15 protein-coding genes and 1 pseudogene are annotated in these 26,449 nt (G+C 68.2%); 10 read left to right on the top strand and 6 right to left on the bottom strand.

Annotation, left to right across the window (positions count from 1 at the left end; all coding sequences use genetic code 11):
• Positions 1-203: 203 nt before the first annotated feature.
• From BUS84_RS02305 to BUS84_RS41070, 6 genes are all read left to right on the top strand, one after another.
• Positions 204-623, top strand: coding sequence for a recombinase zinc beta ribbon domain-containing protein (locus BUS84_RS02305; RefSeq protein ID WP_074308340.1), 420 nt, complete (start codon positions 204-206; stop codon positions 621-623).
• A gap of 341 nt (positions 624-964) precedes the next feature.
• Positions 965-1,246 (top strand): hypothetical protein, encoded by a 282-nt coding sequence (locus tag BUS84_RS38885; protein ID WP_074308338.1) that lies wholly within the window; start codon positions 965-967, stop codon positions 1,244-1,246.
• Positions 1,243-1,653 carry a hypothetical protein gene (locus BUS84_RS02295; protein WP_074308336.1) on the top strand — a complete coding sequence of 137 codons (411 nt, stop codon included), beginning with the start codon at positions 1,243-1,245 and terminating at the stop codon, positions 1,651-1,653. Before BUS84_RS38885 ends, BUS84_RS02295 begins: the two co-directional genes overlap by 4 nt.
• Before the next feature lie 28 nt (positions 1,654-1,681).
• Positions 1,682-2,080 carry a hypothetical protein gene (locus BUS84_RS02290; protein ID WP_074308334.1) on the top strand — a complete coding sequence of 133 codons (399 nt, stop codon included), beginning with the start codon at positions 1,682-1,684 and terminating at the stop codon, positions 2,078-2,080.
• Positions 2,071-2,745, top strand: coding sequence for a hypothetical protein (locus BUS84_RS02285; RefSeq protein WP_074308332.1), 675 nt, complete (start codon positions 2,071-2,073; stop codon positions 2,743-2,745). Before BUS84_RS02290 ends, BUS84_RS02285 begins: the two co-directional genes overlap by 10 nt.
• Positions 2,746-3,468: 723 nt before the next feature.
• Complete coding sequence (locus BUS84_RS41070; RefSeq protein ID WP_074308330.1) at positions 3,469-3,885, top strand: DUF1295 domain-containing protein; 417 nt, start codon at positions 3,469-3,471, stop codon at positions 3,883-3,885.
• Here BUS84_RS41070 and BUS84_RS02275 read toward each other — a convergent pair.
• From BUS84_RS02275 to BUS84_RS02255, 6 genes and pseudogenes are all read right to left on the bottom strand, one after another.
• Positions 3,849-5,732 (bottom strand): GTPase, encoded by a 1,884-nt coding sequence (locus BUS84_RS02275; RefSeq protein WP_084757066.1) that lies wholly within the window; start codon positions 5,730-5,732, stop codon positions 3,849-3,851. The two genes, BUS84_RS41070 and BUS84_RS02275, sit on opposite strands and share 37 nt — an antisense overlap.
• Complete coding sequence (locus tag BUS84_RS02270) at positions 5,725-9,459, bottom strand: GTPase (protein ID WP_074308326.1); 3,735 nt, start codon at positions 9,457-9,459, stop codon at positions 5,725-5,727. The genes BUS84_RS02275 and BUS84_RS02270 overlap by 8 nt, the downstream gene beginning before the upstream one ends.
• The gene (locus BUS84_RS02265) at positions 9,456-12,095 is read right to left on the bottom strand and encodes a hypothetical protein (protein WP_143728164.1); all 2,640 of its coding nucleotides are present in this window, start codon (positions 12,093-12,095) and stop codon (positions 9,456-9,458) included. Before BUS84_RS02265 ends, BUS84_RS02270 begins: the two co-directional genes overlap by 4 nt.
• A 219-nt stretch (positions 12,096-12,314) precedes the next feature.
• Positions 12,315-12,605, bottom strand: a pseudogene (locus tag BUS84_RS41065) (sacsin N-terminal ATP-binding-like domain-containing protein); the annotation flags it as partial.
• Positions 12,595-15,660 (bottom strand): DEAD/DEAH box helicase, encoded by a 3,066-nt coding sequence (locus BUS84_RS02260; RefSeq protein ID WP_074308322.1) that lies wholly within the window; start codon positions 15,658-15,660, stop codon positions 12,595-12,597. The gene BUS84_RS02260 and the pseudogene BUS84_RS41065, both read right to left, overlap by 11 nt.
• A gap of 338 nt (positions 15,661-15,998) precedes the next feature.
• Positions 15,999-16,718 carry an IS110 family transposase gene (locus BUS84_RS02255; protein ID WP_143728162.1) on the bottom strand — a complete coding sequence of 240 codons (720 nt, stop codon included), beginning with the start codon at positions 16,716-16,718 and terminating at the stop codon, positions 15,999-16,001.
• 441 nt (positions 16,719-17,159) lie between these two features.
• Between BUS84_RS02255 and BUS84_RS02250 the strand changes: the two genes are divergently transcribed.
• Genes BUS84_RS02250 through BUS84_RS02235 form a run of 4 tightly spaced genes read left to right on the top strand, consistent with a single transcriptional unit; the run spans position 17,160 to position 26,354 of the window.
• On the top strand, positions 17,160-18,878 hold the full coding sequence (locus BUS84_RS02250; protein WP_143728161.1) for a PD-(D/E)XK nuclease family protein: 1,719 nt from the start codon (positions 17,160-17,162) through the stop codon (positions 18,876-18,878).
• The gene (locus BUS84_RS02245) at positions 18,814-20,007 is read left to right on the top strand and encodes a pPIWI_RE_Y domain-containing protein (RefSeq protein ID WP_244298334.1); all 1,194 of its coding nucleotides are present in this window, start codon (positions 18,814-18,816) and stop codon (positions 20,005-20,007) included. Before BUS84_RS02250 ends, BUS84_RS02245 begins: the two co-directional genes overlap by 65 nt.
• The gene (locus BUS84_RS02240; protein WP_074308318.1) at positions 20,000-23,494 is read left to right on the top strand and encodes a pPIWI_RE_Z domain-containing protein; all 3,495 of its coding nucleotides are present in this window, start codon (positions 20,000-20,002) and stop codon (positions 23,492-23,494) included. Before BUS84_RS02245 ends, BUS84_RS02240 begins: the two co-directional genes overlap by 8 nt.
• A 28-nt stretch (positions 23,495-23,522) precedes the next feature.
• Positions 23,523-26,354: a pPIWI_RE module domain-containing protein gene (locus BUS84_RS02235; RefSeq protein ID WP_074308316.1), complete on the top strand. Its 2,832-nt coding sequence runs from the start codon at positions 23,523-23,525 to the stop codon at positions 26,352-26,354.
• Positions 26,355-26,449 lie beyond the last annotated feature (95 nt).

Raw genomic sequence — 26,449 nt, 5'->3', positions numbered from 1 at the left:
GGACCGGCCAGTCTGCGGTACCAGCCTGCCACGCGATCACAAACGTAGGGAATCTGCAGGCCCGCGAGGAGCCCGGTCACGAACCCGGCGCGCCCTGCGGGCTCGATCCGGCTGAACCGGACCGCAGCGAGGAGCAGTTCGTCGCAGCTCAGGCGATCCACACCGCGCCCATCCCCGCTGATGGCGCTGCTCGCCGCTACCTCATGGCCGGCCTCGTGTGCTGCGGCGTTTGCGGTCGGATCATGGACTCGCACTGGGTCCATGGCCGTCCCGGTTACCGCTGCCGGCACGGCCACACCAGCAGCCGCACCAAAACCTCACCACAGCCGAAGATCCTCTACATGCGCTCGGACCACCTCCTGGACCGCGTCCAGCACGACCGCGGGCTACACCGTCACCACCCCGCGCTGCGCAGCCCCGATCCGGAAAAGGTCGCCACCTACCTGCGCGCCAACCACATGATCATCGTGTGCGACCAGCACACCTGGACCGTCGAATCCGAGACTGCAATCTACCCGCTCAACCCTGCGGGGTGCTTCCTCGCCGCCACAGCGAAAATCCCCGCCCAACGGGATGGGGATCAGGTCAAACACGAAGAACCATCACGCCTCGTGTGGAAATAACGTGTCCGAGTCCGAGTCCGACGCTGTCGGCGTCGATCCAGTTGATTTAGCAGCTACACACGGCGGCGTTCCGAGTCTCGACACCTTCACGGTTGAGCAGCTCCTGGGGGCGCCGCCTTGCCAGCCCCTATGAATTTGTGGGCCCTTCCCCCTCTCCACTCCTGTTCTCCGGTTCTGCATAAAGGCTGTAGCTCGCTGCCACCCACGTCCGATCGGCATCGGTGATCTCATGGTCGACCCAGACGAATCGGCGTCCCGCGGCCACTCGACGAGGCGGCGCGTCTTCCAGCGCAGCCGACCGCCGTCGTCATCGTCGTCCGGCCAGTCGATGATCGGGGCCTGTGGCTGTCTTCGGGGTTGAGCCCGGCCAGCAACGGGTAGACGTTACCGCCCATCTGCCGCCCGGCGCCGACGAGCGGTACGAGCGTTCCGCCCACGTCGAGGAACAGCAGCGGACGCGAGCCTCCCCCTTCGACACCATTTACGCGGCGGCTGCTGAATCTGTCCATCAGTCTCTGCACGGCGCGATGATCGGCGGCCGCAGCCGCCCGTTCTGCGGTGCGTGGTGCGACGTCGGCACCGCTACGCTCGGCAGCTTCAAGGTGTCCAAGGAGGACGCGTGACCCCCACGAACCACCAGAAGCACCAGGCCGGCCGCCACCTCGCGGTCGCACACGCCATGCTGCACGGCTACTCTGCCGAGATCGTGGGCTCGCACCGGTACGTCGAGGTCAACGGCCTGTCCGCAGTCGTCATGCTCGCCGGTATGGGCGCCTGGCAGATCGCTGACGTCACTGACTTCATCAGCTCCGGCCAGGAGCGCTACATCCTCGTCGATGTCACCGACGCAATGACAGCCCTCTACCTCGTGCCCGGTGACGAACTCCGCAAGGGCGTACGGGAGCGACACGAGTCCTTCCTCGAACGCGTCGGTGGTACCCGTCCGCGCAATCCGCAGAGCCGACACGCAGCAATCGAGCCAGCCCACGTCGCGCAGTGGCGCGACCATTGGTCGCTGTTCGAGCGCTGATCACCGCAATCCGCCAGAGGGACGAAGTATGACCGAGGACGAGTACGCCGAGCTGCTGCAATACATTCGTGACGCGGTGATCGAATCGCGGCGCGGCGACCTGGACCAACTCCTGGTCGGATCGGCCCGCTCGGCCGACCCGCCAACCGCGCGACGGCAGCTGATGAGCTACCTGCACGGGCTGCGCGACGAGATGCGCCTCGGCAGCGACCGCACAGCACGTCGCATCATGGAGCGCCTCGCTCACGTCCGCACCGAGTCCGGCGGCCCAGTGGAAGGCATCGTCCTCGACCTGACGCCCGCCGACCAACTCGCCTACGGCACGGCGACGATCGACCTGGTGGGTTCACCAGATCTCGACGCCGCCGTCCAGGAACTCGACGACCTGATTGCGCTGCTGAACGAAGGCGAGGAGCAATGGGACTGACGGTTGACGACATCAAAAAGCGCATTGACGCGGTCATGGCCCGCTACCGGCATGCCTCCGTCACATCCGCAGGAGGTCTCACACTCAGCATGACCCCCGGGAAGCTCTACGAAGCGTGGGTCCTCAGTGTGATCCTGGAGAACCTACGGACCCGCGAGCGATACGAGGTCATCCTCGTCGGCTCAGACAAAATGCGGCTTCGCTCATCAGGCGGACCCATCGATCGTTCGTTCGCGCACTTTGAGCTGCGTCAATGGGGCCAGTCAGTGTTGGAGGTCTGGACCGACATCGAGTTTCTGACATTGAGCCACCACCTCCGCCGAGGTGAGTTGCCCCCGCAGCGGGGCGACTGCCATGAACTTGACATCGTGATCCTCCCGGCTGGCTTCAAGTCGGGCTACCCTCCCCACCACGTGATCCGGATGGCCGTGGAGTGCAAGAACACTGCGTTCCAGAAGCACATGATGCGTGCGGCACTCGGAGTCCGGCGCGAACTCAGCTACCTGAGGGAACCCCGGCCGACGTCGTTCTCCATCTGGCCGCGTAGGGACGTCGCGGCCGATCCGGCTTCCGTGTTCGCTGTCTACTCAACGGACCCGACCGTCGCCGAGTATGACAAGGCAGGGCAGGTGTTCGGGGTCGACTTCATCCACGAGCCGATGTAGGGCGTAGCTTGTGAGACCGTCGTCATCGTCCCTGGAACCTCACCGGTCCGGATCAAAGGAGTCAGCTGCGTGCGTTCGGCAGGCGGTACGGCATGCCACCCTGAGCGGCTGATGCATAGGCGGCTGTAATCGCATGTGCGCCGACGAGTGCGGATCGCGCCGGTTCTACTTTCATCACAGCGGAGATCACCTAGCCGAGTACATCCTCGGCGAGTGCGGGTAGCCAGTCGTCGTGGGCGTGGCGGCTCCTTGGCGCGTCGGCCAGTTGCCAGGTTCGCCGCCCGGGCGCACTCGTGATCGTGAACGTATGCCGGCAACGCCCGTGTTCCTGCCAGACTGCCCAGCGTGCGGCCTACTCCAGCGCGAGCAGGTCGCCAATCAGCCGGCCGCCGGGACGGAAGTACGACACATGCACCCGGCCACGGTCGTTTGACCGTGCCGCCACCCATCTTGGTCGGCGGTCCCCCACCTACCGAGACGCCGACTTCGCCGGCACCCGGCTGAATGTACTGGCTGTACTGGTACTGCTGTGGGGGCGCGGTTGACTTTTACTTCGGCCGGCGCAGCGGGTACGCCCCCGGCGGCGAGGACTACCGGTGGGCAATCCTTCGGGCGCGCCTGCCCGCGTACACGGCGCTGACCCATCCGCGGCCGTTAGGGGCCGCTCGACGCCGTGCTCGCGGTGGTGTTCCTCGCCGGTAAGACCGTCGCCGACCAGCAGCAGTGGAACTCCACCGACGCAAGCACGCGACGATTGCGACCGGTCGCGAGCCCGAGTCGCGGTTCGCGCGCACGGGCCTGTTCCGGTACTTGCGCCACCCCATCTTTTTCTTCGAGCAGGCGCAATGGCGGGTGGTGTTCGGCTTCGGCACGGTCGCCGCCGGTTCGGTGACGCAGTGGACGGTTCTGGGTGCGGTCCTGCTCACCGCACTGTTCGTCGGCTCGACGGTCTCACGGAGAGCATCACCCGCTCCCGCTACCCGGAGTACGCCGACACCAGGCGGTCACCTCGCCGATCGTGCCCTGGCCGCCGCGACGCGACCCGCACGTGCCCACGCCTCACGGCGTGGGCACGTGCGGGTCGGTGACGACCCACGACGGGGTCAGGCGGCCTCACCGAGCGGGCGGTGGCGCGTATAGGCCGAGGTGAGCGTCGCCCGGGCCGTCGCGAACTCGGCACGGCGCGCTTCGATGGCCGCCGTCTCGTTCTCGAACGGTGCGGCCAGGCGCAGCGCCTCACGTACCTCCGTGATCGATTCTGCCCATGGCGCGCCGGGGCCGTCGAGCATAAGCTCGGCGATCTCGGGCGCACGGGCGGCGATCTGGTGGGTCAGCTCCTCGCGCTTGCGCTGCTGCTCTCGGCTGAGCTGCTCGCCCTTGTGGTCGCTGATGCCCAGACGGGTCAGCGAGAACAGGACCGGTGCCGCCTCACCGATCGCCGACGTCCAGCGCAGCCGCTTGGCGAGATTGGCGGCATGCGCCGGGCTGGTCACGCCGCCGGGCCGGCTCAGGAACTCGATTAGCTGGCGGGCGGGACCATCGTCCTTCAGTTTCGCGAGTTGGCCCGCCGCCGCGTCGCTGGTGAACACATCGGCCTGGTCCAGCAGTTTCAGGGCTTCCTTGGCGGTCTCCGGCTTGAGCGCCGCCACCAGCGCGTCAAAGCGGCCGAGCTCCAGGCGCGCGTTCTCCAGCGTCATACCGGCGCCCGCCTCATAGACCTTGCTCAATATCGTCTGGGCGTTGCCCGCCAGCAGGTCGACCGCTTTCATCAGCCGCTCGGTGCCGCGTTCGGTGCCCGCCGCCGGTGCATGACGCTGGGCCAGCAGTTCGTTCACCGTGCCACGCAGATACTCGGTGGGCAACTGGGCCTGGGTCCCGCTTTGCAGTTCGACCTTGGCCCGGCGCGTCAGGTCGACCAGGATCTTGTTCGACTGGGCCAGCCACGCCTCGACGTGCTGTTCGATGCGGCGAATGGCCTCGTTCACCAGGACGTTCTGGTCCTCTCCGACCGAGACGTGCACCACGGCGGTCAACTCACGCACGATGAGACTCTGCAGACGCGTGCGAGCGCTCGCGTCGGCGGTGTCCAGTTCGTGCCGCAACGCCGCTAGCTGCTCGGTCAGTGCCCGGCGCCCATCCACTTCGGCGGTCAGCCGCTCGATCTCGATGCCGGCCTCGGTGATCGCGGCGTCGGCCAGGTGCCGCCAGTGGCGTGCCGCGGCAGCGGTGCGCAGCTCCGACCTGCGAGCGGAGAGGCCGGCCAGGGCCGAGCTGAGCGCACCCACGCCGTCCCACGGGCGGGAGCGGTCGTACGCGGCCGGCTGGGGTTGCGCGCGGCGCGCCTGTGCCCCGCTGCTGTCCGCGGCGATGACGACGATCTCCGGCAGGAGACGCCCGGGCAGCGCCCGCTGCAGGGCAGAGTGCAACTGCGCCCGCTTGCGTTCACACAGCTGCCGGTAGCCCTCCGGACCGTCGACCGGGTCCGTGCCCATGGTGTCGCCCCGGGCGATCACCAGTAGCAGCGCTCCCGGCGGGAACACCGCGCCGCCTGCCGCGGCGAGGAACGTCCCCTCGACCAGTGCTGCGGCGCGCTCGACGTCGTTGAGCACCAACTGTGGCCCGATCAGCAGCACCAGCGCGTCGGTGAGGGCGATGGCGTGCGCCGCGGCCGCGTCATGGCTTCCCTCTCCGCTGTCAAGTCCGGGGGTGTCCACATAGGTGATGTCACCCGCGGCCACCGCCTCGGCCAGGAACGTCTCGCGGCGGGCACTGGCGGTCAGCCACCCGGGCACGGTCGCGCCGGCATCCACCAGCAACCTCTTGAGCAGGCTGGACTTGCCGGTGTTGTACGGTCCGGCAACGGTGATCCGCACCGACGGGGTGCCGGCGAACTCCTGCCACCGGCCGTGCCACTGATCGACCGTGGTGGAACCGAGGACGGTCGCCGCCGCCGTGGTCACCTCGGTCGGCGCCCAGACTTCAGACATCGATGTTGCTCCCCTTGCTCAGATGGGCGGCGGCGGAGTCCGCCGCAGCGGCATACCGGTGGGCGCGGGTCTGCGCTTCGGCGAGGTCCCGCTGGTCGTGCTGGCCTTCGCCGCGCAGGTCGGCGGAGAGTTCTGCCAATGCGGCGCGCTGGGCGCCCAGCTCGGCGAGCTGGGGCTCGGAGTCGACGATCCCGTTGGCCCTGAGCTCGACGACCTCCCGAAGTTCCTTGAGGCCCTTCTCCCGGGCCTTGGCGGACTTGCCCTCCTTCATCCAGCTGTACCCGAGGTCAGCGAAGGTCGTCACGACCCCCAGGTACGGAGCGACCCTGGCGACGCGGCCCAGCAAGGTCGCGAACCGGCCCGCCTTGGCCACCACCGGGGCCGCTTTGGCTAACCGGCCGACCAACGCCGACAGCCGGCCCAGGTCGCCGAACTGGAGGAGCGCGCCGTGGCGGCCGAGGAACCCGGCCGAGACGGCGGCCTGCGGAGTCTCGAACGCCGCCCGGAAGTCCGCCTGCTCGGTGCGCCGGTCGACGACGGCCGCGGTGGCCAGGCCCCAGGCCTCGATGGCGCTCCTGGTGGCGGTACGCCATTCGTCGATGATCTGCAAAGCCTCCGGGTGGGTGTCCAGCTCTTTGATCATTTTCTGGACACTGGCCTTGCGTTCGGGCGTGGTGGCCTGTTCGCAGTCCATGAGCAGGCGGTCCACCAGGTCGTTCAGGCTCGCCGACAGGGCCAGGCGTCGCTGCGCCGCGAGCACGTCGGCCGCGTCGGTCCGCTGCTCGGCGTCAGCCGCCAACATGGCGCGCTGCTCGGCTCGGGCAGAAATCGCCGCTTCCTGCGCCTGTGCCTCCTGCCGCAGGGCGGTGAACCGGGCCACGCCCAGGTGCAGCACCGCGGCGTCGGTGCCGTTGGCCGCCAGGGCGGCGCGGCGGTCACGCAGCACCTCGACCAGGTCGGCGAACCCGTCCCAGTCCTGGCTGCCGCGGGCGTAGCGGAACGGGTCGGCGGCCATGCTGACGACCTGCTCGGCGATGCCGCCGGGGTCGGCGCCACCCTCGGTCATGAGTCTGGTCAGCTCGCCGGACAGTTCCCGCTCCCTTCGGCGGCAGCGGGCGGCGAAGGTCAGCGGCGCGTCGATGGGGTCGATGCCGATCTCGTCGACACGGTGGATCACGAACAGGCAGCGACCGTGTTTGGCGGTGAGCCCGGCCTCGGGGTCACCCAGCAGCAGCGCCTGGAGTTCGGCGCGGTCGCCGACGGTGATGTTGGGAGTGAACAGGTAGACGATCAGGTCGGCCTGTTCGAGGGCGACCCGCGCGGCGGCGCGGTGCGCTTCGGTCCCGGACTGGAACCCCGGCGTGTCGATCACCGAGTACGACTCCCACGCGTAGACACGGACATGGTCAGTGGTCGGGGCGGCGCCGACGACCAGACCGTCCGGGACCGCCGCGCCCGCCTCCCGGAACAACCGCCGCACGAACGAGGTCTTGCCGCTGCTGTAGTCGCCGCACAGCACGATCCGCGGCGGCCTGCCCCCGCTCGCCGCGGTCAGCTCCCGCAGCACGTCCCGGGCCCGGAAGTCACCCGAGAGCCCGGTCAGGCTGTCCAGCCACGTGCGAGCGCTGCCGGGCGGAGGCGAGCCGGCGATCCGCGTGAGCAACGCGCCGGTCCGTGGGCCCACGAGGCGGTGCTCGGCGGGGAACGGCTCTGCGGGCGGATAGTCGTCAGTGTCGGTGTCGCTGAGGAAGGCGGGGTCGGCGCACCAGTCCTCCCCGAGCCACACCTCGTGACGGCACTGGCGGTCGTCCATGCGCCACGCGGCGGCCAGCCGAGCGGCTGTCCGCGCGGCCAGGGTCCGGGTTACCCGCTCCGCGGCGAGTTCATCGGTGAGTTTGCGCAGGCGCCCCACATGTGCCTCGGACCGCCGGCGCAGCGCGTGGACCGCCAGCCCCACATCGATGAGGCCGGTCACCTGCGCGGCGAGGGCGTCGACGGTACGCAGGACCAGCTCGGCGCACAGTTCCCGTTCGAGCTCGTCGAAGTGGCTCTCGATGGCTGCGCGTACCTGTGCCTTGGCCGCTGCCCGGGACTCTTCGAGCTTCTGCGCGGCTCGGCTGCGCAGGAACCGGCCGATCAGGTCGCCGAGCAGGCCCGCGACCGCGCCGGCGAGGATGCCGACTGGGCCCAGCAGCACCGCCGCGGCCACCGCCCCGATCGCGATCGCGCCCGGTACGGCGTACCCGGCACCGCGAAGCCTGCGCCCGGCCTTGCCGTCGACGCCCAGCGGGTAGCGGGACGCCGGACCGGTGGCCAGTTCCATCCGCTTCGCGACGACGTTCAGCCGGTGCTTGACATGTTCGGCGAAGGTCTGCCCCACCTCGGTCACCGCGTCGTCGATCGCCTTGTGCGGCAGGATCTGCGACAGCAGGGTCGCCGCGTCGGCGACCTCCCCTTTGGCCATCAGCCGGTCGACGATGAGCTCGCCTTGGGCTCGGGCCTCGGCGCGGACCGCGCCCAGTTTCGCGCCGACCAGGTTCTCGGCGTAGAGGCTGATCGAGCCCTGACCGCCGGGGCTCAGCGGTTCACCGCGCCCACGTTCGAGTTCGCGCAGGCGACGTACGAGGCGGCCGAGGGCGGTGGCGGGGTTCATGGCGTCGGGGCCGAGCAGCGCCGGGTCGCCGACCATGAGCTGGATCTGGTTGATCGCGTCCTCGACCGTCGCGGCGGCGCCGGCCGCGGTGACGGCGAGGTCGTGCCAGGTGGCCGCCAGTGCGTGGGCTTCACCGGCGATCTGACGCTGCTGTGACCCCAGCCGCAGGGCCACCGCGTGCTCCCGGATGGTCTCGGTGAGCAGCAGCTCCAACCGATGGAGGTTGGACCAGGTGAGCACGGTCGAGGTGCCGAACCGTCGGCGCAGCAGGTCGCGGGTCTCGGCGGCGGGCCCCAGGTAGACATCGCCGCGGGCGAACGCAGCGCGCATGCTGCTCACGGCCACGACGGGAACGTCGGGCAGACCGAGGACGGCCAGTTCGGCGCGGACTCGTTCGGCATGGTCGGCGACGTCCTGGCTCATGTCCAGGCGGCCCTGCAGCCGGGGCACGCGGTCGGGGCGGCGCCACTCGTGCTCGCGGACGTTGAGCACGGCAACGGCGTGCTTGCCGTAGTTGGCGACCCAGCGGGCGACCTGGTCGAACTCGGCGGCGGTGGCGTTGGAAGTGTCGAAGCACAGCAGGACCAGGTCCGCCCGGATGAGGCCGCGGTAGGCCTGCTCGCGCAGCTCTTCGACCCCGTTGGCACGACCCCAGCCCAGGATGCCCGGGGTGTCCACGAGTACGCCGCCGGGCCAGGTCACGTCGGCGACCTCGACGGTCCAGTCGTTCTCGCCGGGCGAGATGCCTGAGCCGTCCCCGCTGACGAAGGCGTTGATCAGCGTGGTCTTGCCGGCTCCGGTACGCCCGAACATGACCACGGTGAAGTCGCCGACCTCGGTCAGCCGCTCGTCAACGATCTGCCGGAACTTGTCGACCGACAGCGCAGCCACGTCCACCTCGACACGGAGTAGCTGCCGTACACCCTCGTCGGTGCAGTCCGATGCCAGGGTGCCGAGGTCGGCGATGACGCGTTCAAGCCGGCGACGCAGCCGCTCGGCTTCGGGGCGGCTACGGGCAACGGCGTCGCGGCAGGCTGCCTGCAGCGCCGTGATGCTGGGGTCGGGGGTCGTCATGGGTGGTCCCCTCCCGCCTGAGCGGCGGCCAGCCCTTCCGGCGCCTGGAGGTAGCGGTCGTGGGTCATCTCGGCTTCGGTCAGCAGGATCTGCAGGTCGAGCAGGTGTTTCTCGGTGTAGTTCAGGGTATGCGGCTGCCCACACAGGACCAGATGCAGGACCGCCTCGTCACCGCCGTCGACCTTCGTCCGCCAGGACCGAATCTGGTCGAGCACGTCGAGTCCGGCGACGTCACCGTGCAGGAGCTTGGCTGCACAGGTAGCGCACAGGCACAGCGCGTTACCGGGTCGGTCGACCCACGCCGCCTTGGTGTAGGGGACAAGGGACACGGCCTCGAAGTAGGGCTGGCCGTCGCGCTTGGGGAAGGTGTCGTCGCAGATCTGGCACCGCCCGGCGTACTGCTCCATGAGGAACGGCCGGACGGCGGTGTCCTTGGCGTCCCAGACCTTCCTGGGCAGGACGCGGTGGCGGTCCGCCGGCAGCGGCTCGGCCTCCCGTGCGTCGGCGATGTCGACGACGGTCCGTTGCCGGCGCAGGTCTGGTACGCCGATTTGACCATGGCCGTGCGCCGGGGCGTCGTCGTCGAACGCGACGCCGTCGCTGGGTCGGGCGAAGGCGCTCGCCAACTCGGCGGCGTAGTCGAGCGCCGCGACCACTTCAGAAATATTCTCTGTGGACGGCTTCGCGGTTGCTAGGGCTTTGGCCATCTTCCGCTCCAGTTCGGTGCGGATCTCTGGGTTCTCGGCGAGGAAGCGGAGCATGTCGACCGGCAGGCCGACGTGGCTGCTGAGCTGCTCGACCTCGGAGCTAATCATGCCGAGCGCATCGGCGAGTCCCTGGTGGCGCTGGAACTCCGCCGGCAGATCTTCCAGACAGAGCTCATCGGGTCTCGCCCAACCACCCGCAGGAGCAGGGAGCCACGCATGCTCGGTCGCGTAGCGGTAGGGGAGCGTCACCTTTCTCCGACGTGTCGCGTTCTCGTACGTGGCCCTGGTCGCGGTCTCGACGAATCCCCGGAGCCGGTCGGCGCGCCGGGCGAGCAGGCGGTTCCACACGTACGCGCTGCGCCGGAGATCGGGGTTAGCCAGTGCTGCATCAAGCCCGTCGACATCTAGGTCCGGGTCGAAGCCACGGATGCCGCGTTGGTGAAAGCCCCGGAAATGCGCATCCACAACGTAACCGGCGGCGGTAGCCAAGCGCTCGGCGACGTACACGTGCTCACTGACGCCCAACTCGGTGAGCATCGCGCGATAGGGCTCGTAGTCTTCGCCAAGGAACCAGCGCGTGGTCGGCTTGAAGTAGTGCTCCAGGTCCTCGTCAGCCCAATAGCATCCTCGAGGCAAGCGGTAGGCGGTAGCCGTGCCGTTGGAGGCCCTTGCCCGCACGATCGCTGTCTGCCGTAGCTGTTCGACCAGCGCGGACCGGCGTTCCCTTGAGACGTCCCGCAACGCCTGCTGGATCATGTCGAGGTCCTGGCGGTGGCGGGTGTCGTCGACGGACACGGTGGACCCGCGGTAGCGGGGCAGGACCTTGTCGAGCACCTCGTCCACCAGATCGGGTTCCTTCAGGCCCAGGCTGGTCAGGAAATGCCGGGCGGTCGCGTCGGCGACGATGGTGCGGCGGACCGTCGGGTACTCGCTCGGTGTCGGCCCGGGCAGGTAGGCGCCCGGCCGGTCGTCGGCCCCGAACGCCGCCGCGTGCGAGCCGTCCTCCAGCCGGATCAACGAGGGCATCCGTCTGAGCTGCGACAGAAGGTGCGGGCTGCGCGCGAGCACCGCGTAGAGCCGGATCAACCAGCCATCGTCAGCGGTGCTCAGGAACTCCGGATTGAGGTGACCGACCAACCAGTCTGGGGTGATCACTGCGACCCCGAGCTCACGGTTCAGGTAGTCCCACAGCGTGCGGTGCCGTTCGTAGCTCAGCTCGGCGGGCGGCCAGCACACAGGCTCATCCGCGCCGACCAGGCGACCCAACAGCTCCGGCGAGAGCAACTCTCTGATACCGGCACCACGCGGTAATCTGAGCAGGTCGATGGACACGTAGAAGCCGCCGTCAGCGGTAGGGAAAAACGCCTCGCCCTCGTCCCGCAGGGCATCGCGCACACCGTCGAAGAGGCGGCGCAGCAGACCACCCTCCGGGAATGCGCCAGGGTCGATCGGCAGGGCGTCGAGAACATCGAGGTCCAAGAGGCCATCGTCGCGCAGGGTCTGTAGCGCGTTGACGAGCAGCCCGGTCGCCTCATCGATGAGGGCGATGTTGAGCGGATCGCGCTCGGGCACGTTGTCGCGCGCCGGTGTGGTCCGGAATGGCGCCTGCAGGAGGAACCCGAGCCGGGTCTCCTTGTCGGTGGGAAAGTACGCGACAAGCGGTGACGAGCCCGGGCGTTCGAACGGGGCGCCTGCCTCGGGACCGGACCTCTGGAACGCGACCTCGACTCGCCGGCCGGCCAGGTCCTCTCGATCCATCGTGCGACCGTAGACCCACCAGTGTTCGGTCTCCGACACGTCACCGTCGACCTGGCATTCCAAGGCGACCCTCGTAGGGTCGTTCTCGTCGCGGATCCGGCTCATCCGAAACGAACCGTCGTCGCACTCGAAACTAAGGCTCTGGATGTTGTGCAGGAACAGGAGAGCCACGGAGTCCAGGTCCCACAGGCCGTCGGAGATCTCCTCGTACGCCGACTCTGCGGGCACGTCGGGGCGGTCGAAGGGAAAGACGAAGACCGTACAGTCGTCAGCCACCTCCTCGTGCGGATCGGCGGGTTCGGGGCGCACGTAGTGCCGGATCCGGAGGTGCTCGTCGCCGGAGTGCACCTCGGGCATGGTGGTGTAGGCATAGACTGCCTTGAAGCCGATGCCGAACCGCCCGATCGCGGTCAGGTCACCGTCCTTCGTGGATTCGCCGACTCCGCAGATGCCCCGCACATCGGCCTCGTCGAAGGGCCGCCCGTCGTGGCTGACAATGAGCCGCTCCGGTTCGAGTACGAAGCTCACCTGCGTCGCGCGGGCGTCCTCGGCGTTCTGCAGCAGCTCGAAGATGAAGTGCGTTCGGTCGGCGTAGAGGCGTTGCAGGAAGCCGAGGTGACGGGTGCCTTCGCCGTATTCCCGGATGTTCTCCTGGCGGATGCGCGCGTAGTCACTGGTCATGGATGACCCTCAGCACTCCTTCGGTGATGCGATGGCTGACGATGTCGGCCCCGCGGCGCTCCTCGAGGTCACGGCGGCGCCGGCGGTAGTCCTGCTCGACTCGCTCACGTTGCGCGGCACGCATGCGCGCGATCCGGGGCTCCGCTGCCGACGTCACCCGCTCGTCTAGGCGCTGCGCGACCCGCTGATGGTGCGCGTCGAGACTGGCCAGCCGTCCCGCCGCGTAGACCTCGCTGGTCTCCGCGGCGGCGGTCGCCGCCGCGCGCCGGCGCTGCTCAGCGTGCGCGTCGAGCACATCACGGGCCTTGTCGAAGGCGACACCGGGTGGGGTCCGCATCGTCGCCGTGCCGGCCAGGAGCGCCAGCAGCAGCCGCTCCACCGCCGGTGCCGGCGCGAGGGTGGCGGTGTGCACGGCGAACCCGACCGCGCATACCTCGGGGCGGGCAGCGATCGTTTCCCACGCATGGACGGCGAAGGCGTACTCCCCCGCCGGCACGCTGGCGTCGGCGACCTCGAGCCGCGCGGCCAGCACATGCCCGTCGCGCGGGGCCAGGGACGCCACCGCCAGCCGGATCAGCGGATGGGTGGCGGTGACGAAAGCCAGCGACCGGTGGTTGGTGGCTTCGTCGACCGAGAACGTCACCGGCAGGCCCGGCCCGCCGCCGGCGAGCCAGTCGCGCAACTGCCGACCCGGCCGCCCGGCGAGCAGCGACGGCCGTACCTCCAGCATCCCGGCGAGCTCGGTGCGGGCCGCCTTGTTCAGGTGGATCCGGCGTACGGTGTCTGATGTGGCCTGCAGCGTGCCCTGCAACGGTGGCGCAGCCAGGAACGCCCTTAGTAGCTCCTCCAGTTGTTGCTCGGTGACGGCCCGACCTTGCGCCACCAGGTCGTCCAGGTCGCGGGTCAGGCTGTCGTCGAGGCCAAGCAGGTCTGCGGCCGCCTCGTCGACATTGCGGGTCTCCTCGGCCAGGCGCACGGCGTTGTCGGCGAGCTGCCGAGCCCTCTCGTCCACCTGGGACGGTGTCAGCTCGGTACTGGCGAGCAGGTTGTTCAGGTCCTGCACGACGTCGCCAAGCACACCCTCCAGGTCGCCGAGCGTGTCCTGGAAGAGCCCCAGCCGCTCCCAGCAACGGTGAAACACGCGCTCTTCGACCGTGCCCGGCGTGACGAAGTTGAACACGAGCACCTTCGGACTTCGCTGGCCGAACCGGTCGATGCGGCCGATTCGCTGCTCCACGCGCATCGGGTTCCATGGGATGTCATAGTTGACCAGCCGGTCACAGAACTCGTAGTCCAGACCCTCGCAGCCGACCTCGCTGGACAGCAGCGCGTCCAGCGCATCGGGATCGGCCCGGTCGGCCCGGAACCGGTCGCGCAAGCTCTCGCGCTCGACTTCGTCGGTGCGCCCAGTAACCAGACCGACCCGCACCCCGGCAGAGGCCAGCCGCTCGGCGAGGTAATCCAACGTGCTCAGGAAGAAAGAGAAGACCAGCACCTTGCCCGGCCCGTCCGCGGCTAGCGCGCTCCGAGCGATCCGGAGCAGCCGGTCGAACTTCGGGTCGTCGGCCGGCAACGCGCGGGCCAACGCGCGCAGCTGGAGGTCGGCGGGCAGCGCCGCGTCCCGCGCGTCGCCCTCCGCCTCAGGCGCGTCGGTCAGGTCCTGGGCCGTGAGCGTCTCTCCCGTCGCCAGCCGCGCGGCCAGGGCGGGCAGGCAACTGGCCGCCTGGCGCTCTAGCGTCACCAGCACCAGCCCGGCCGCGGTCGGGTCGTGCCGCAGCAACAGCTCGTCGCGCCGCGCCTGGATGAGCCGGTCGTAGAGCTCCTGCTGCGCAGGCGTGAACGGCACCGCGACGGTGTGCGGCTCGCGCAGGGTGAACGGCCCGATGTCCCGGCGCCGCGTCCGGTTCACCAAGTGCGACAGCAAGTTCAGTTCCTCGATGTCGGTGACACAACGCACCCGCTCGTCGCCAGTCAATTGGGGTTGCCCGTCAAGCCGAGCCCGCACGGTCTGGTACCTCGGGTTTATCGGGAGGGTCCGCGTTCCCCACCCGGTCGCCGCCGCCAACTCCAGGTATCGAGCCGCCTGCTGGGCTGAGCCGTCGCCTGCCTGCCGCAGCACCCGGGCCGCGGCGGTCAGGTAGCGGTTGGGCTCCAGCATGTCGGCCAACGACTGCGGCTCGGGGAACAGGTCGGGCCGCAGCAGCCGTAGCAGGGTGAACAGATCGCGTGAGCTGGTCTGGATCGGAGTCGCCGACAGCAGCAGCATGGCCGTGCTGGCCTCGCTGAGGTACTCGGCGAGCAGATGCCCGTTGGTGCCTGGGGTGCGCACATGATGGGCCTCGTCGGCGATCACCAGGTCGAAGTGCGGCGCCGGGTCCAGGTCGAAGAGTCCCACCCGCCGCCGCCGCCCCTCCCCCTCGCCACGCAGGTAGGGATCGAGCCGCATAAGTTCATAGTGGACGATCGACCGCCGATACTCCTGCGGCCACCGGCCCTCCACCTCCGCCTCGTTCAGGCAGTAGCGCAGACTGGCCGCGTCAAGGATCCGGAACTCCTCGTCGAAGCGGCGCATCTCCTCGCGCCATTTGACGACCAGCGCCTTGGAGCAGACGACCAGTACGGTCTCCAACGGCTGCCGCGCCGCCAGCTCCTTGAGGATGAGCCCCGCCTCGATCGTCTTGCCGACGCCCACGTCGTCGGCGATGAGCAACCGCGGCTCATCGGCCCGGGCAAGCCGCAGCAGCGGGCGGAACTGGAACGGCACGTACTGGATGCGCGCCGCCCGCAGCGCGTAGATGTGGTCGGTCAACGGATGGCGCAACCGTGCCGCGGTGAGCCCGGTCCGGAACTCTTCCGCGTCGAGCAAGACCTGGTCACCGACCGGTTCCGGCGGCGCGGGGACGAGCTGGTCCTCGGCGTAGTCGCGGATGTTGCCCGGGGCATGGAACACCCGGTAGCGTGCCAGCCCGTCGACGGCCGGCAGCACCTCGACCACCGGCCCGATCCTCGACTGGTCCGCCCGCACCACCACGATATTGCCGACCGCGAACACCACCGGACTACCTCTGCTTCACCGACCCGACGCGTGTCTGACCAGTTCAGCCAGCTAGGAAGTCGAAATTCACGGCGGATCTTGCCGTAGCCGACGGCGGAAGGCAACCCCTGCCTCGACCGCGGCCCGCATGCCCTTGACGCGGGCGTCACGGATGGCTCGGCCACGGCCGTGGTGCTCGTCCTCCGATATCCGACGCCCTGATGCAACCTGACCGTGTTGTTGAAATCCGGATCTATCGAATTCCGCCAACTTGGCAACAGAAGATCCGGTTCGAGCCTGCGGACCGGTCATCTGCCCGCAGCGCTTGCTGCACCCGCGTCCCCGGTGTTGGACGGCGCTCAGGATGAGTACGAACAGGTGGGCCCGCGGCTGCTGGTGCGCCCCACACCATCCTCAAGTGGCACCGGGGACTGCCCCGGTTCGGTGGGCGGCTGGCCCAGGTACTCGCCGCGCAACGCGGCGACGATCACCTCGGCCTCCGCGGCGCTGTTGCGGCGGCGGGCATGCCTGAGCGCGCCGGTGATCTGTTCGATGGTCAGGGCAGCGGCCGAGGCGGGGTCGGGCGCGGCGCCGAGCAGCTCGAGGGTGTCGACGGCGGTGAGGTCATCGAAGGCGACCAACGCTGCAGGGAAGAACTCGCGCAGCGCGTGACGCAGCCGCAGCAGGTAACGGGTGCCTTCCCAGATCATTGTCATGTGTGCCCGAGTGAGGACCTTGATCGCCTCGGCCTGCACGCTGTCGTCGGCGATGGGGCGTAGCAGGTGGCGGTCCGTGCGCATCATGTCAGCCAGAACGTGCGCGTCGGCGGTGTCGCTCTTGGCCCCGGACACGCTGTGCCGTTCGCGGTAGCGGGCCACCTGCAGCGGGTTGATCGCGTAGATCTGGTAGCCGGCCGCGATCAGCGCCTGCACCCAAGGCCCGCGGTCGGTCTCGATCCCGACCGCCACCGTCGCGTCGTCGTCCTGCTCGTCGCCGAGGGGCTCACCGATCATCGCGTGCAGCCGGGCGATACCCGCGACGCCCTCGGGCAGCTTCGCCCTGCCCAGGACCTGGCCCATAGTGAACAGTGTCGCCGCGCATAGCGAGCGGAAGAACTACCAGCGACCTAATAGACGAGTGCTCACGCCAACCGTCAGCGGGCACGGCATCCCATAAGCGGTCCGCTCTCCCGACCACCAGCGGGGGCACGGTCTTGACATAGGACTGCAAGCGTCCTGGGTCAGGGAGTGCTCACCCGCCGGCGGCTACCGGATCCGAGTCTGACTCATCGCCGACCCGGTAGTTCTTATTAGAGTCAGGACGAAGTCATCGACTTCCACCTTGGCGTCAGGAGAGTCGTTGCCGGCGCGGATGCCGGCGGCAATAATTGCCTGTTCGTGTCGATATTCCGATGTGTCAAACCCTGCTAGCTTGTTGTGTGGAGCGACTAGCTCTTCACGATATGCGATCAGGTGTTCGAATGGGCTGCGGGTGGGGCTCAGGGGCCTCCGGGGGAAACGATGTCCGACAGCCTGCACTCGGTTTCCGGTCAGGGTGATGCCGGGAGGACAGTTCCTCCGCCGCGGGTGTCGTCGCCGCATAGCGATGGCCGGGGGACCTGGGTGTCGCCGCCAGGTCTTTCCGGGGACGTGTCGCTGATTCGGGTGGGTTCCAGCGCCGTCGGGAGTGGCGCTGCCTATGCCTGTCCCCTGCAGCGCTCTGTCAAGGCACGCCCCGCATTGAAGGCTGCGGCGAAGCCCAAGGTTGAAGAGCCGCCGATGGCATTGGGCCACGTCATGGACGTACTGGACCGTGTCGAGTCTGGAGAATCTGTCGAGGCCGCCGTGACTTCAGTTCGCGGTGCCGTCTTCTGGCACGAGGGCCTGACATCCTACGTGACCTCGGCGGTGCAGGCCTATCTGTCAGCCACCGATTCTTCGCAGGATCTCGTTCCGGTTCGCCAGTGGTGGGTTGTTCAGCATCGTGATGACGTCGTGCGCGAGCTGTGGGCGTGGGGTCGTCGGTACAGCTCGCCGGATGGCAGTCGGCGCGAACTCCGATTCCTACGATTCGGCTGGGCGGACCCGCAGCGGCGTAACGCCGCGGAGGTGGCGGTGGCCGCCTACGTCGCCGCGTATGGCCGTCCCGCTCAGTGGCCGGACCCCTGGGAACGGCACTTCGCGGTCGGTGGGCAGCCTCAAGTGTCGAATGTGGTCGTCGCCGAAGTCAGCCTGGCCGACGGGGTGCGGTCTGTGCTGTTCGACGGCACAGCGGCAGAAGCGAGCGGGCTGTACGCGCAGACCGGCCAGCTGCCGGTTGCCAAGTCGGTCGACGGTACCAGCCGCAGGGCGGGCGGGGACTGCCTCAAGTGCAGGCTGTTGGCGGTGTGTCCCGAAGTTCCACGGGCTCCCGGGTTGCTGGGCCTGCCGGCCTACCCGAAGGCGAAACTTCGGTCGGTCTCTGTGAGTGATCTTCGCTACCACGACTGCTGCCCGGCGCAGTACCACCTCCAGGCGATGCGGCTGCCGAAATCGAATGAGTACAGCGCGGAGGCGCGGCTGGGTCTTGCGGTCCACGACTATTTGGAACGCCTTCATCGGCGGCACTCCGGCCCCTGCGTCGCGGCTGACATGCCGGTCGACGCATCCTGGCTCGGCGCGACGTGGGCACTGGACGAGCAAGACGCGATGATCGGCGCGAAGATGCTGGCCCATCACCCACAGGTGTGCCCTATCCAGGCCGGCGTCACCGACGTCTGCGTCGAGAAGACTTTCACCTTCTACGACACCGCGGCGCAGGCGCTCGTGATCGCCAAGGCGGACCTCGTTCACCGCGACGGGTCATCGTGGGTCTGGCGCGAGACGAAAACAACGCAGCGCCCGGCTCGCGGCCACAGCGTGCTCAACGTGTACCCCCAGATCGCCCTCGCCACCGCAGTGCTGAGTCGAGGATTGCTCGGCGGCTCGGTCGACGGGTCGAGGGTGGAGGTCGAGGTGCTACGGCCGACCGGCGCGGACCTGATTCTGGTCGATCCGTCCGACCCGACTCAGGTCGCAGAAGCCCACGCCTTACTCGGCAAACTCACCCGGCCGTGGCGCGAGGACAGTACCTTCCCTGCACGTCCGGGGGGAAGGTGTCATACCTGTCCGGTACGCATGTGGTGTCCGAGCTCAGTTGCGGCAGCGCCGCCGCTCTTGGAGGAAACCCCCTGTGGTGATAACCAGCCCCCCGGAACCTGATCTGGCAGCGTTCACGGGCGTCAAGTTGCTGCGCATGGTCGCGACAGCACTTGTTGATCTCTCTCGACGGAGTCGACTGCCGGATCCGATCTATTCGGACAAGGTGCAAAAGGCGTACAACCACCTCGTGGTGCAATGCCTGCGACACCAGGTCGATCCGCCGCCGAGCGTTCCGGACATGGCGCGGTGGGCCGCGACCCGACCGCTCGCCGAATGGCCGCTGGACCTGCCGCCCGACGCGGAGAGCCTGGACGAGTTCCTCGTGGATCCGGTCACGAAGGTGCCGACCCAGCGCTGCTACGAGTGGGAGGTGGCCGGTCCCGACGCTGCGGCGGAACTGTTCGAGAACGAGATCATCCGCCAGGTGTTCGTGCAATGCGAGACGGCGAAGTCGCCGCAGGCGTACACAGCGTTCCGCTACCTGCTGGTCAACAGGCCGGTGCTGACCGGCCTGGAGATGGCAAGCCTCATCGGTGAGACACCCGCGTTGGGCATCGTGCTCGAGACGGTGAAGCAGTGCTACGAACCCGCCCCGGCCGCGTTCCGCGGTCACGACGGTCTTTTCGCCACGTGCGCAAGATGCAAGTGCCTGCTCAAGCCGCTCGGCGCGGGGTGGCGCTGCGAACTGGATCGGTGCCGGCGCGAGACCTACGCGGCGGTCGAGAAGCACATCGATGACCGGATGACCAGCGGCCTGCTCCAGCTCCGGGCGCCGCTGCGGCTGTTCATCACCGGACCAGGGCTCGCCGAGGTCGACTTGGAGGAGGCGCTGAAGAAGAAGGGCCTCGTCGCGGAGATGTGGCCCGGCTGCGACGCCTACGACCTGCGGATCACGCTGCCGAACCGCCAGGTATGGGCCATCGACGTCAAGGACCGCGCGAACCCTGCCCTACTCGGCTACGGCGCAACCGCGTTCCGGCGGGAACCTCGCTACGACACCGCGTTCCTCGTGGTACCGCAGTACCGGTTCGACGACCGCGAGGACTACAAGCGGGTGTTCGACCACTACTGCCCGCCCGACGTCAAGCGGCAGGTCACGCTCATGAGCGACAATGCGTTCCTGAGGCATCTCGTTAGGACGCTGAAGCGGCTGCCCAACTCCACCAGCAACGGAGACGCGCGTGCGTAACCGCAGCAGCTGGCACGAAGGGCTCCTCGGCGAGGTGCGGCCGAGGTGGCAGCAAGGCTACGGAATGCAACCCGGCGACCTCCTCGACGTCGAGCTGGGCCTGCACCTGCTGACGCAGGTGATGCCCACACGACCTGTCGCCGACGCGTGGACACTGCTGAGCGGATACCCCTACGAGGAGGCGTTCGGCGACGTCCGCACGCCGCAGGCGCAGCTCATGGTTCGCCGGGCACGGCACTACCTCTGGGACCGCAGCCGCCGTTACACCTGGCACAACTCACTGACCGCCTACCTCGGTGTCGACGAGAACCTCCGCGGATTCGCGTTCGATGACCTCGACGACCTTCCCCGCCGACTACAGCCGTCGTGGGCAGCCGACCGACACACCGTGTACGCCGGGCTGCTGACTCAGCCGCCACCACTCGAGGAACGGGCTCTGCCGATCGCCGGCGCCGGCGACCACATCTTCTACGTACGCGATCAGCGACACTCCGCGAACATCCCGGCCGACCTCCTCAGCGAACAACCCCGGCCTCGCCACGACATCGACGCGCTCCCCGCCGGCAACGGGGAACCGATCACCGTCACCTGGGAGCAACTCGAGTCAGCGGCCTCGGCGATGGACGGCCTGGAAGCCGGAACGCCTGGCAAGATCAACTCCTGGGCCAAACGGCTCAACAGGGTGGCGCTGCTGGTCCGCGACGAGATCCTCGGCGAGTTCACGACCAGCCGGACGCTGACCGTCGACCGCTTGATGCACATGGTGGGCATGGTGGGCGCCGGTAAGTCCACGATCCGCGACATCCTCGCCTACCACCTCGTCACCGACCAGGACCGCAAGCGTCGGATCACCATCGTGGTGGGTGACGTCGCCGAGGTCCTGACCGTCACCGAGCAGTTCCGCCGGCTCCGTGTCCCCGCGGCGCCGGTCCTGGGCCAGTCCACCCTCGAACGCAACATCCAGCGGCTGCACCGCCGTTCCGAAACACCGGCCGACACGATGCTCACCCAGCACCATGCTGGCTTCGCGTACCTCTCCAGCGCCTGCCCGCTGGACGCGCTGCGCGGCTTCGAAGCGCGACGGGCACTGCGCATCAACGACGCCCCGTGCAGCGGGCTGCACAGCGCGGACGACATCGAGAAGGCAGAGTCGGCCCGCGAAACCGAGCCAGATTCAACCGTGTTCCGACGGCGGCGCCCGCCGGCGAAGCCCAAACGGCACGGCTGCCCGCTGTGGTTCACCTGCCCCCGCCACGGGGGCTCGCGGGACCTGGTCGACGCGCAGATCTGGGTCGCCACGCCCGCCTCCCTGGTCCATACCCGCGTTCCGGACCACCTCAACGCGGAGAACCTGCGATACCTGGAACTCGCCTGCCGGCGTAGCGACCTCGTCATCGTGGATGAGGCCGACCGGGTCCAGATGCAGCTCGACACCGCGTTCGCACCTGCTGCCACCCTGGTGGCCCGCGGCGCCGAATCCTGGCTCGACGAGGTCGGCAAGCACAAGCTGACCGAACTCGCCCGCCAAGGCCGACTGCAGCTGTCCAGTCACGACATCGACGACTGGAACAACGCGATCAACACCGTGATCACCGCCACCGACCGGATCTACTCGATGCTCATCAACGACGAGCCGCTACGCCGATGGATCACCCAGGACTACTTCAGCGCCCAGACCCTGCACCAATGGCTGCTCAACGAGTGGTTCCCCAGCCTTCGGCGCACTCGCGACATCTCCGAACCGGAAACCTCGGTCGACCCCGGAACGCCTGACGCGCAGTCCGAGGACCTCGCCCAACTATGGGCTGAGATGAGCCGTGTCAGCGCGATCCTCGACGGATTCCGCGACAACCCGCTGACGCCCGTCCGCCTCGCCGGACCGGATGACGCGACCACTCCGGTCGTGAACCGACTCGTCGGGATGGCCACCGAACTCCTGCACGCTCAGCGGACAGTGTTCGTCCGGGAGTACAGCCGGGAACGCCTCAAGGGTCTGCTCCGGGAAGTCGTGCCCGGCAACAAGCAGGTCCTCGGTGACTTCGACGCCAACCTGCACCGCTTCGAGTTCACCCTGGTTCTGGCGGTCCTACACAACCGCCTCAGCTTCATGACGACCGTGTGGCCCAGGGTTGAGGCCGCCCTCAACCTCGAATCGACCTCTAACGTTTTGTCGCGTCGCCCGCCCAAGGACTACATGCCGGTAGTCCCCGAATCCCCGATGGGGAACGTCCTCGGATTCCAGTTCCAGGCCGGCGATCCCAACCCCGACGGAGACCGCAGCGGTGAACTGCGCTTCTTCCGCTGCAACGGCGTAGGCCGAGAGCTCCTCCTCGAGCTCGGGAACATCCCCGCCGTCGACAACCGGCCCGGCCCGCACGTGCTCCTCATGTCCGCGACCAGCTGGGCGGGCACGTCGAGCCGCTACCACCTGCACGCCCAGGTCGACGCCATCCTGCGCCCCCACGACAGCGAAATCGACGCCATCAAGGGCAGCACCTTCCACCGGCAGTTCCTCTACCCGAACGGCGTCACCACCGCCCTACGCCTGTCCGGCGTCGACCCCGACAAACGCCCCCAACAACTGGAACAGATGCTGCACGCCCTCGCCGTGCCCGACCGCAGCCTCACCGGATCAACCTCGCTCCTGCACCAGGAACTAGAGGAGATCGAGGATCCGCAACGCCGCCGGATCCTGCTCCTCGTCGGAAGCTACGCCGAAGCCGACCGGGCCGGCGCCTACCTCAACAACCAGCCCGAGTGGGCCGGCAACGTCACCGTGCTCGTCTCTGACGACGCCGACCTCGACCAGTCCTGGAACACCCTCCCCACCGACAAACCACGCCTGCACCTGCGACGAGGCGACGTCACCGCCTTCCCCGACACAGGTGGGCAACTGCTCATCGCCCCGCTGCTGTCAGTCGAGCGCGGGCACAACATCGTGGTGCCCGGTGGGAAGGCCGCCATCGGCAGCGTCTACTTCCTGGCCCGACCCCACCACCGGCCCGACGACATCACCCTCGCCACGCAGGCGATCAATGACTGGGCGGTGCGGCAGGTACGGGGCCCCGGACGAGAGTTCCACCAGCTCGCCCTCGCCGCCGGAAGCCCCGGCGCCGCCGGAACCCGATTCCGCGCCGCCGCCGCCAAAAAATGGCACCGTTTCCTGACCCGCCGCCTGTCCTGGACTAGCCTGCCCCAGGACGAGAAGTCGGCGTTCACCTGGGACCAACTCGTCGTCATCTGGCAAGTCATCGGCCGACTCGTCCGCGGCGGCGTCCCTGCCCGCGTCCACTTCGTCGACGGCGCGTTCTCACCGCGCGAAGCGGGCCTCAAGGGCGACGACACCCCCGCGACCAGTCTCCTCATCAGCATGCGACAGGAACTCGAGCCATACTTCGACCCGGCCTCCGCGATCAGCCCGATCGACCGCTCGTTGGTGAGGGCACTCTACGAACCGCTCTACCAGGCCCTCCGCGACATGAACTGACCGCCCGTGCCCTTCAGGAAGGATCCAAGTGGCCTACAACAACATCCAGCCGGCGGCGTTCATCGCGACCCAGGAGCTGAAGATCCCCCTGCAAACCCTCACGATCCCTGCGTCATGGCGCCAGCCGATCCTCGACCTCCACACTGCGGGACGCGGTGAGTCAGCACGCGCCCGCGCTCGTCAGGTCCCCATCAGGCGGCTCAACGCCCTGCTGCGCACCGCGGCGCCCGACCTGGTCTCGACCACCACCCGCGCTGGCCTCGACGAGGCAAACCCGTGGCTCTTCGCTACCCGCCCGTTCTCCCCAGCCGTCCTGCGGACCTTCTTCTTCGCCTGGCTCCACGACCTGCCCTACACGGACGAGGGCAAGGCGCTCATCCTCCCGACGATCGACAAGCTCGACCCCGCGGCGCTGCAATGGCAGCCCGACACCGTCGACCTGCTTGCCCACAACGTTTCTCCCGGCGGCACCGCGCTCCCGCAGCCACACCTCTACACCCTCCTGGCCGACTACGTAGCAGGGCTCATCGCCGCCGCCGACGTCCCGTACGAGCACGACGGACGGAGCCTGAGGTTCCGGCAGATCGCCGTCAACCCGGCCAGCGACTGCGCCGAACTCGTCTCCTGGCCCCCGCTGGAACACAAGAAGACCTACAAGGGGACGAGCCGCAGCTGGTACTACAGCGCCACCATCAAGGTCGCCCTGCGGACCGTCGTCGGCGACACGACCCTGCGGCTGCACGTCAACAGCGGCATCCGCCGCTGGACTGCCGGTGAGGTACACACCAAGGGCCGCTACGGGGCCTCCACCTACCTGCTGTCGACCAGCCCGTTCGTGGCCGGCGATCCGACTCCCCAGAAGTTCGCAGTGGCGAACCTGTTCTGGAACCGCCACACGAAGGACATGGATTGGCGCAACGGCGGACCGGGACAGTTGCTCACCAGGGTGGGCGCCCTGGAACGCCTCCCGGCGCCCGACCTACTCGGCCGTAAGTCCGACGCATGGATGTTCGGCCGCGACGGCGTCACCGCCGCCGTCGCCTACCACACCACCATGCGCGGTCCCGACCACGAAGTCGGCACCGGCCTCATGCCCCTGGAACGGAGCCGCCTGACGCAATGGGTACGAGAATGCCTGGCTCCTCGCTTCGATCTCGACAAGCCTCTCGCCCGAGTGAAGACCGGCGGCAAGCCGACCAGAGCGCTGCACAAGCACGCCAGCGTGCCGAAACCGAAGGCCGGCATGAGCGATGCCGAACTGGAGGAACTCGCCGCCCGCCAGAACACCGTCCGAGAGCACAATGAGGAACTCGACACAGAGAACGCGCGGACCCGGCGCGCTCACCTCACCAAAGCCGTTCCGGATGGCCACCTGACTGTCTTCCTCCTCCACCAAGGAGAAGGCAGCAGAATGCGCAACCGGCTGCTCGACACCATCGAGAAGCTCCTCGACCTGCCACCCCGCACACCGTCCGCCAACAGCTGGACGTGGCGGCAGGACGACTTCGTCCTCACGATCCACGCCCGGGCGCTCGGCGCTCTCGGCGCCCCACTCGGCAACGGCACCAACCCCACCCGAGGGCACAAACACGACGCGGCCGTGGCCACCCGTCGCCGCGACGTGGAGACGACCCTGCGCAAGATGACGGAGACAACGGGGGACACGGCTCAACTCGCTCTGGTGGAACTCGACGGCGCCAAAGCCTTCAAGATGCGTACCACCGATCCCAAGTTCGCCCTGCGGCTGGGATGCGCCGATGCCAACATGGTGAGCCAGTTCATTCGTCCCGACACCGGCACGGACGATGACGTCGCCAGCACGCAACACCGCGCCGAAGCCGCATGGCAGGACGGGTTCCGACAACTCGGAGTGCGATTCGTACCCAAGCACCGCATCACCACCGGCATCCCGGACGACCTTCAGCAGCTCGCCTTCTGGATCATCAAGCGCCGAAACGACGACACCAACACCCACCAGCTCTTCGTCCCGATCGCCGTGCTCATCCGCCCCGGCCAGGACCACATCATGGGCAAAGCCGACGGCATGGACAAATGGGTGCCTTACCCCGACCTGCTCAAGCACCTCTCCGACTCCGACTACCAGGCCAGCCCCAGCAACGAGGACGACCAACAAAGAACGCTCGCCGCGTTCATCCGAGCGACGATCACCCAGTTCCGGAACACACAGACGTTGATCGTCACCCAGGCCCATAACATCCGGTACCGGCTCCCTGCGCTCCAGAACGCCCACCTGATCCACGAGCAGATCCAGTTCGGCGACGTCAGCCCACAACGACTCAGCCTCTTCGGCAAACATCTCCGCCTTGTCCGCGTCAGTGGCAGCGAACGCCTCGAAACACCGCAAAGCTGGGCCGCCGGCGATGACCGCGTCGGTATCTCCGAAGGGCTCTGGGCGCGGCCCGACGGCAACGGCGACACCACGGGAGCACGGGTCTTCTACAGCACCGTTGAGAAACCCGCCACCCATACCAAGATTGCGGTTGAACTCGCCAAGCTGACCCACCACCAAAAGGTCGTCGAGGGCGCAGGTCCCGATGACCGAAAAGAGAGGGACCTCTATGACCCGTCGAAAAGCGCCTGGAACCCAGAACTGCTGGAACTCATCGTCGCCGCGCTACCCGCAGGTGAGGATCCCGCGACCTGGGCCGGATTCCTCCACCAACAACGCTTCTGCTTCGACGACTACCGCGCCGCTCTCAGCCAACCACTGATCCTCCACCTTGCCGAACTGGCCACCGAGTACGCCATCCCTGCCGATGACGGCGACCAGGGCGACGACGACCCAGCCGAGCCGGCCGAGCCAGCGGAGAAACAGCTCGCCTTCGATTTTGACATCTGAGCCACCGGGTACGGCGGTCCCGTCGCGACAGCGAGTCCCACGCAATCTCCCAGGGGGTGGCCTTCCGGCTGCCCCCTTGGTCCCTGCATTCGAGC

The sequence above is a fragment of the Micromonospora cremea genome, assembly GCF_900143515.1.
GTDB lineage: Bacteria > Actinomycetota > Actinomycetes > Mycobacteriales > Micromonosporaceae > Micromonospora > Micromonospora cremea.
This window is presented reverse-complemented; position numbering and strand designations above follow the sequence as displayed.

Bases quoted from the DNA above. Each gene is read 5' to 3' on its own strand.
- BUS84_RS02305 (WP_074308340.1), top strand. From the start codon at position 204: ATGGCCGGCCTCGTGTGCTGCGGCGTTTGCGGTCGGATCATGGACTCG.
- BUS84_RS02290 (WP_074308334.1), top strand. From the start codon at position 1,682: ATGACCGAGGACGAGTACGCCGAGCTGCTGCAATACATTCGTGACGCG.
- BUS84_RS02285 (WP_074308332.1), top strand. From the start codon at position 2,071: ATGGGACTGACGGTTGACGACATCAAAAAGCGCATTGACGCGGTCATG.
- BUS84_RS02275 (WP_084757066.1), bottom strand. From the start codon at position 5,732: ATGTCTGAAGTCTGGGCGCCGACCGAGGTGACCACGGCGGCGGCGACC.
- BUS84_RS02270 (WP_074308326.1), bottom strand. From the start codon at position 9,459: ATGACGACCCCCGACCCCAGCATCACGGCGCTGCAGGCAGCCTGCCGC.
- BUS84_RS02255 (WP_143728162.1), bottom strand. From the start codon at position 16,718: ATGGGCCAGGTCCTGGGCAGGGCGAAGCTGCCCGAGGGCGTCGCGGGT.
- BUS84_RS02250 (WP_143728161.1), top strand. From the start codon at position 17,160: ATGTCCGACAGCCTGCACTCGGTTTCCGGTCAGGGTGATGCCGGGAGG.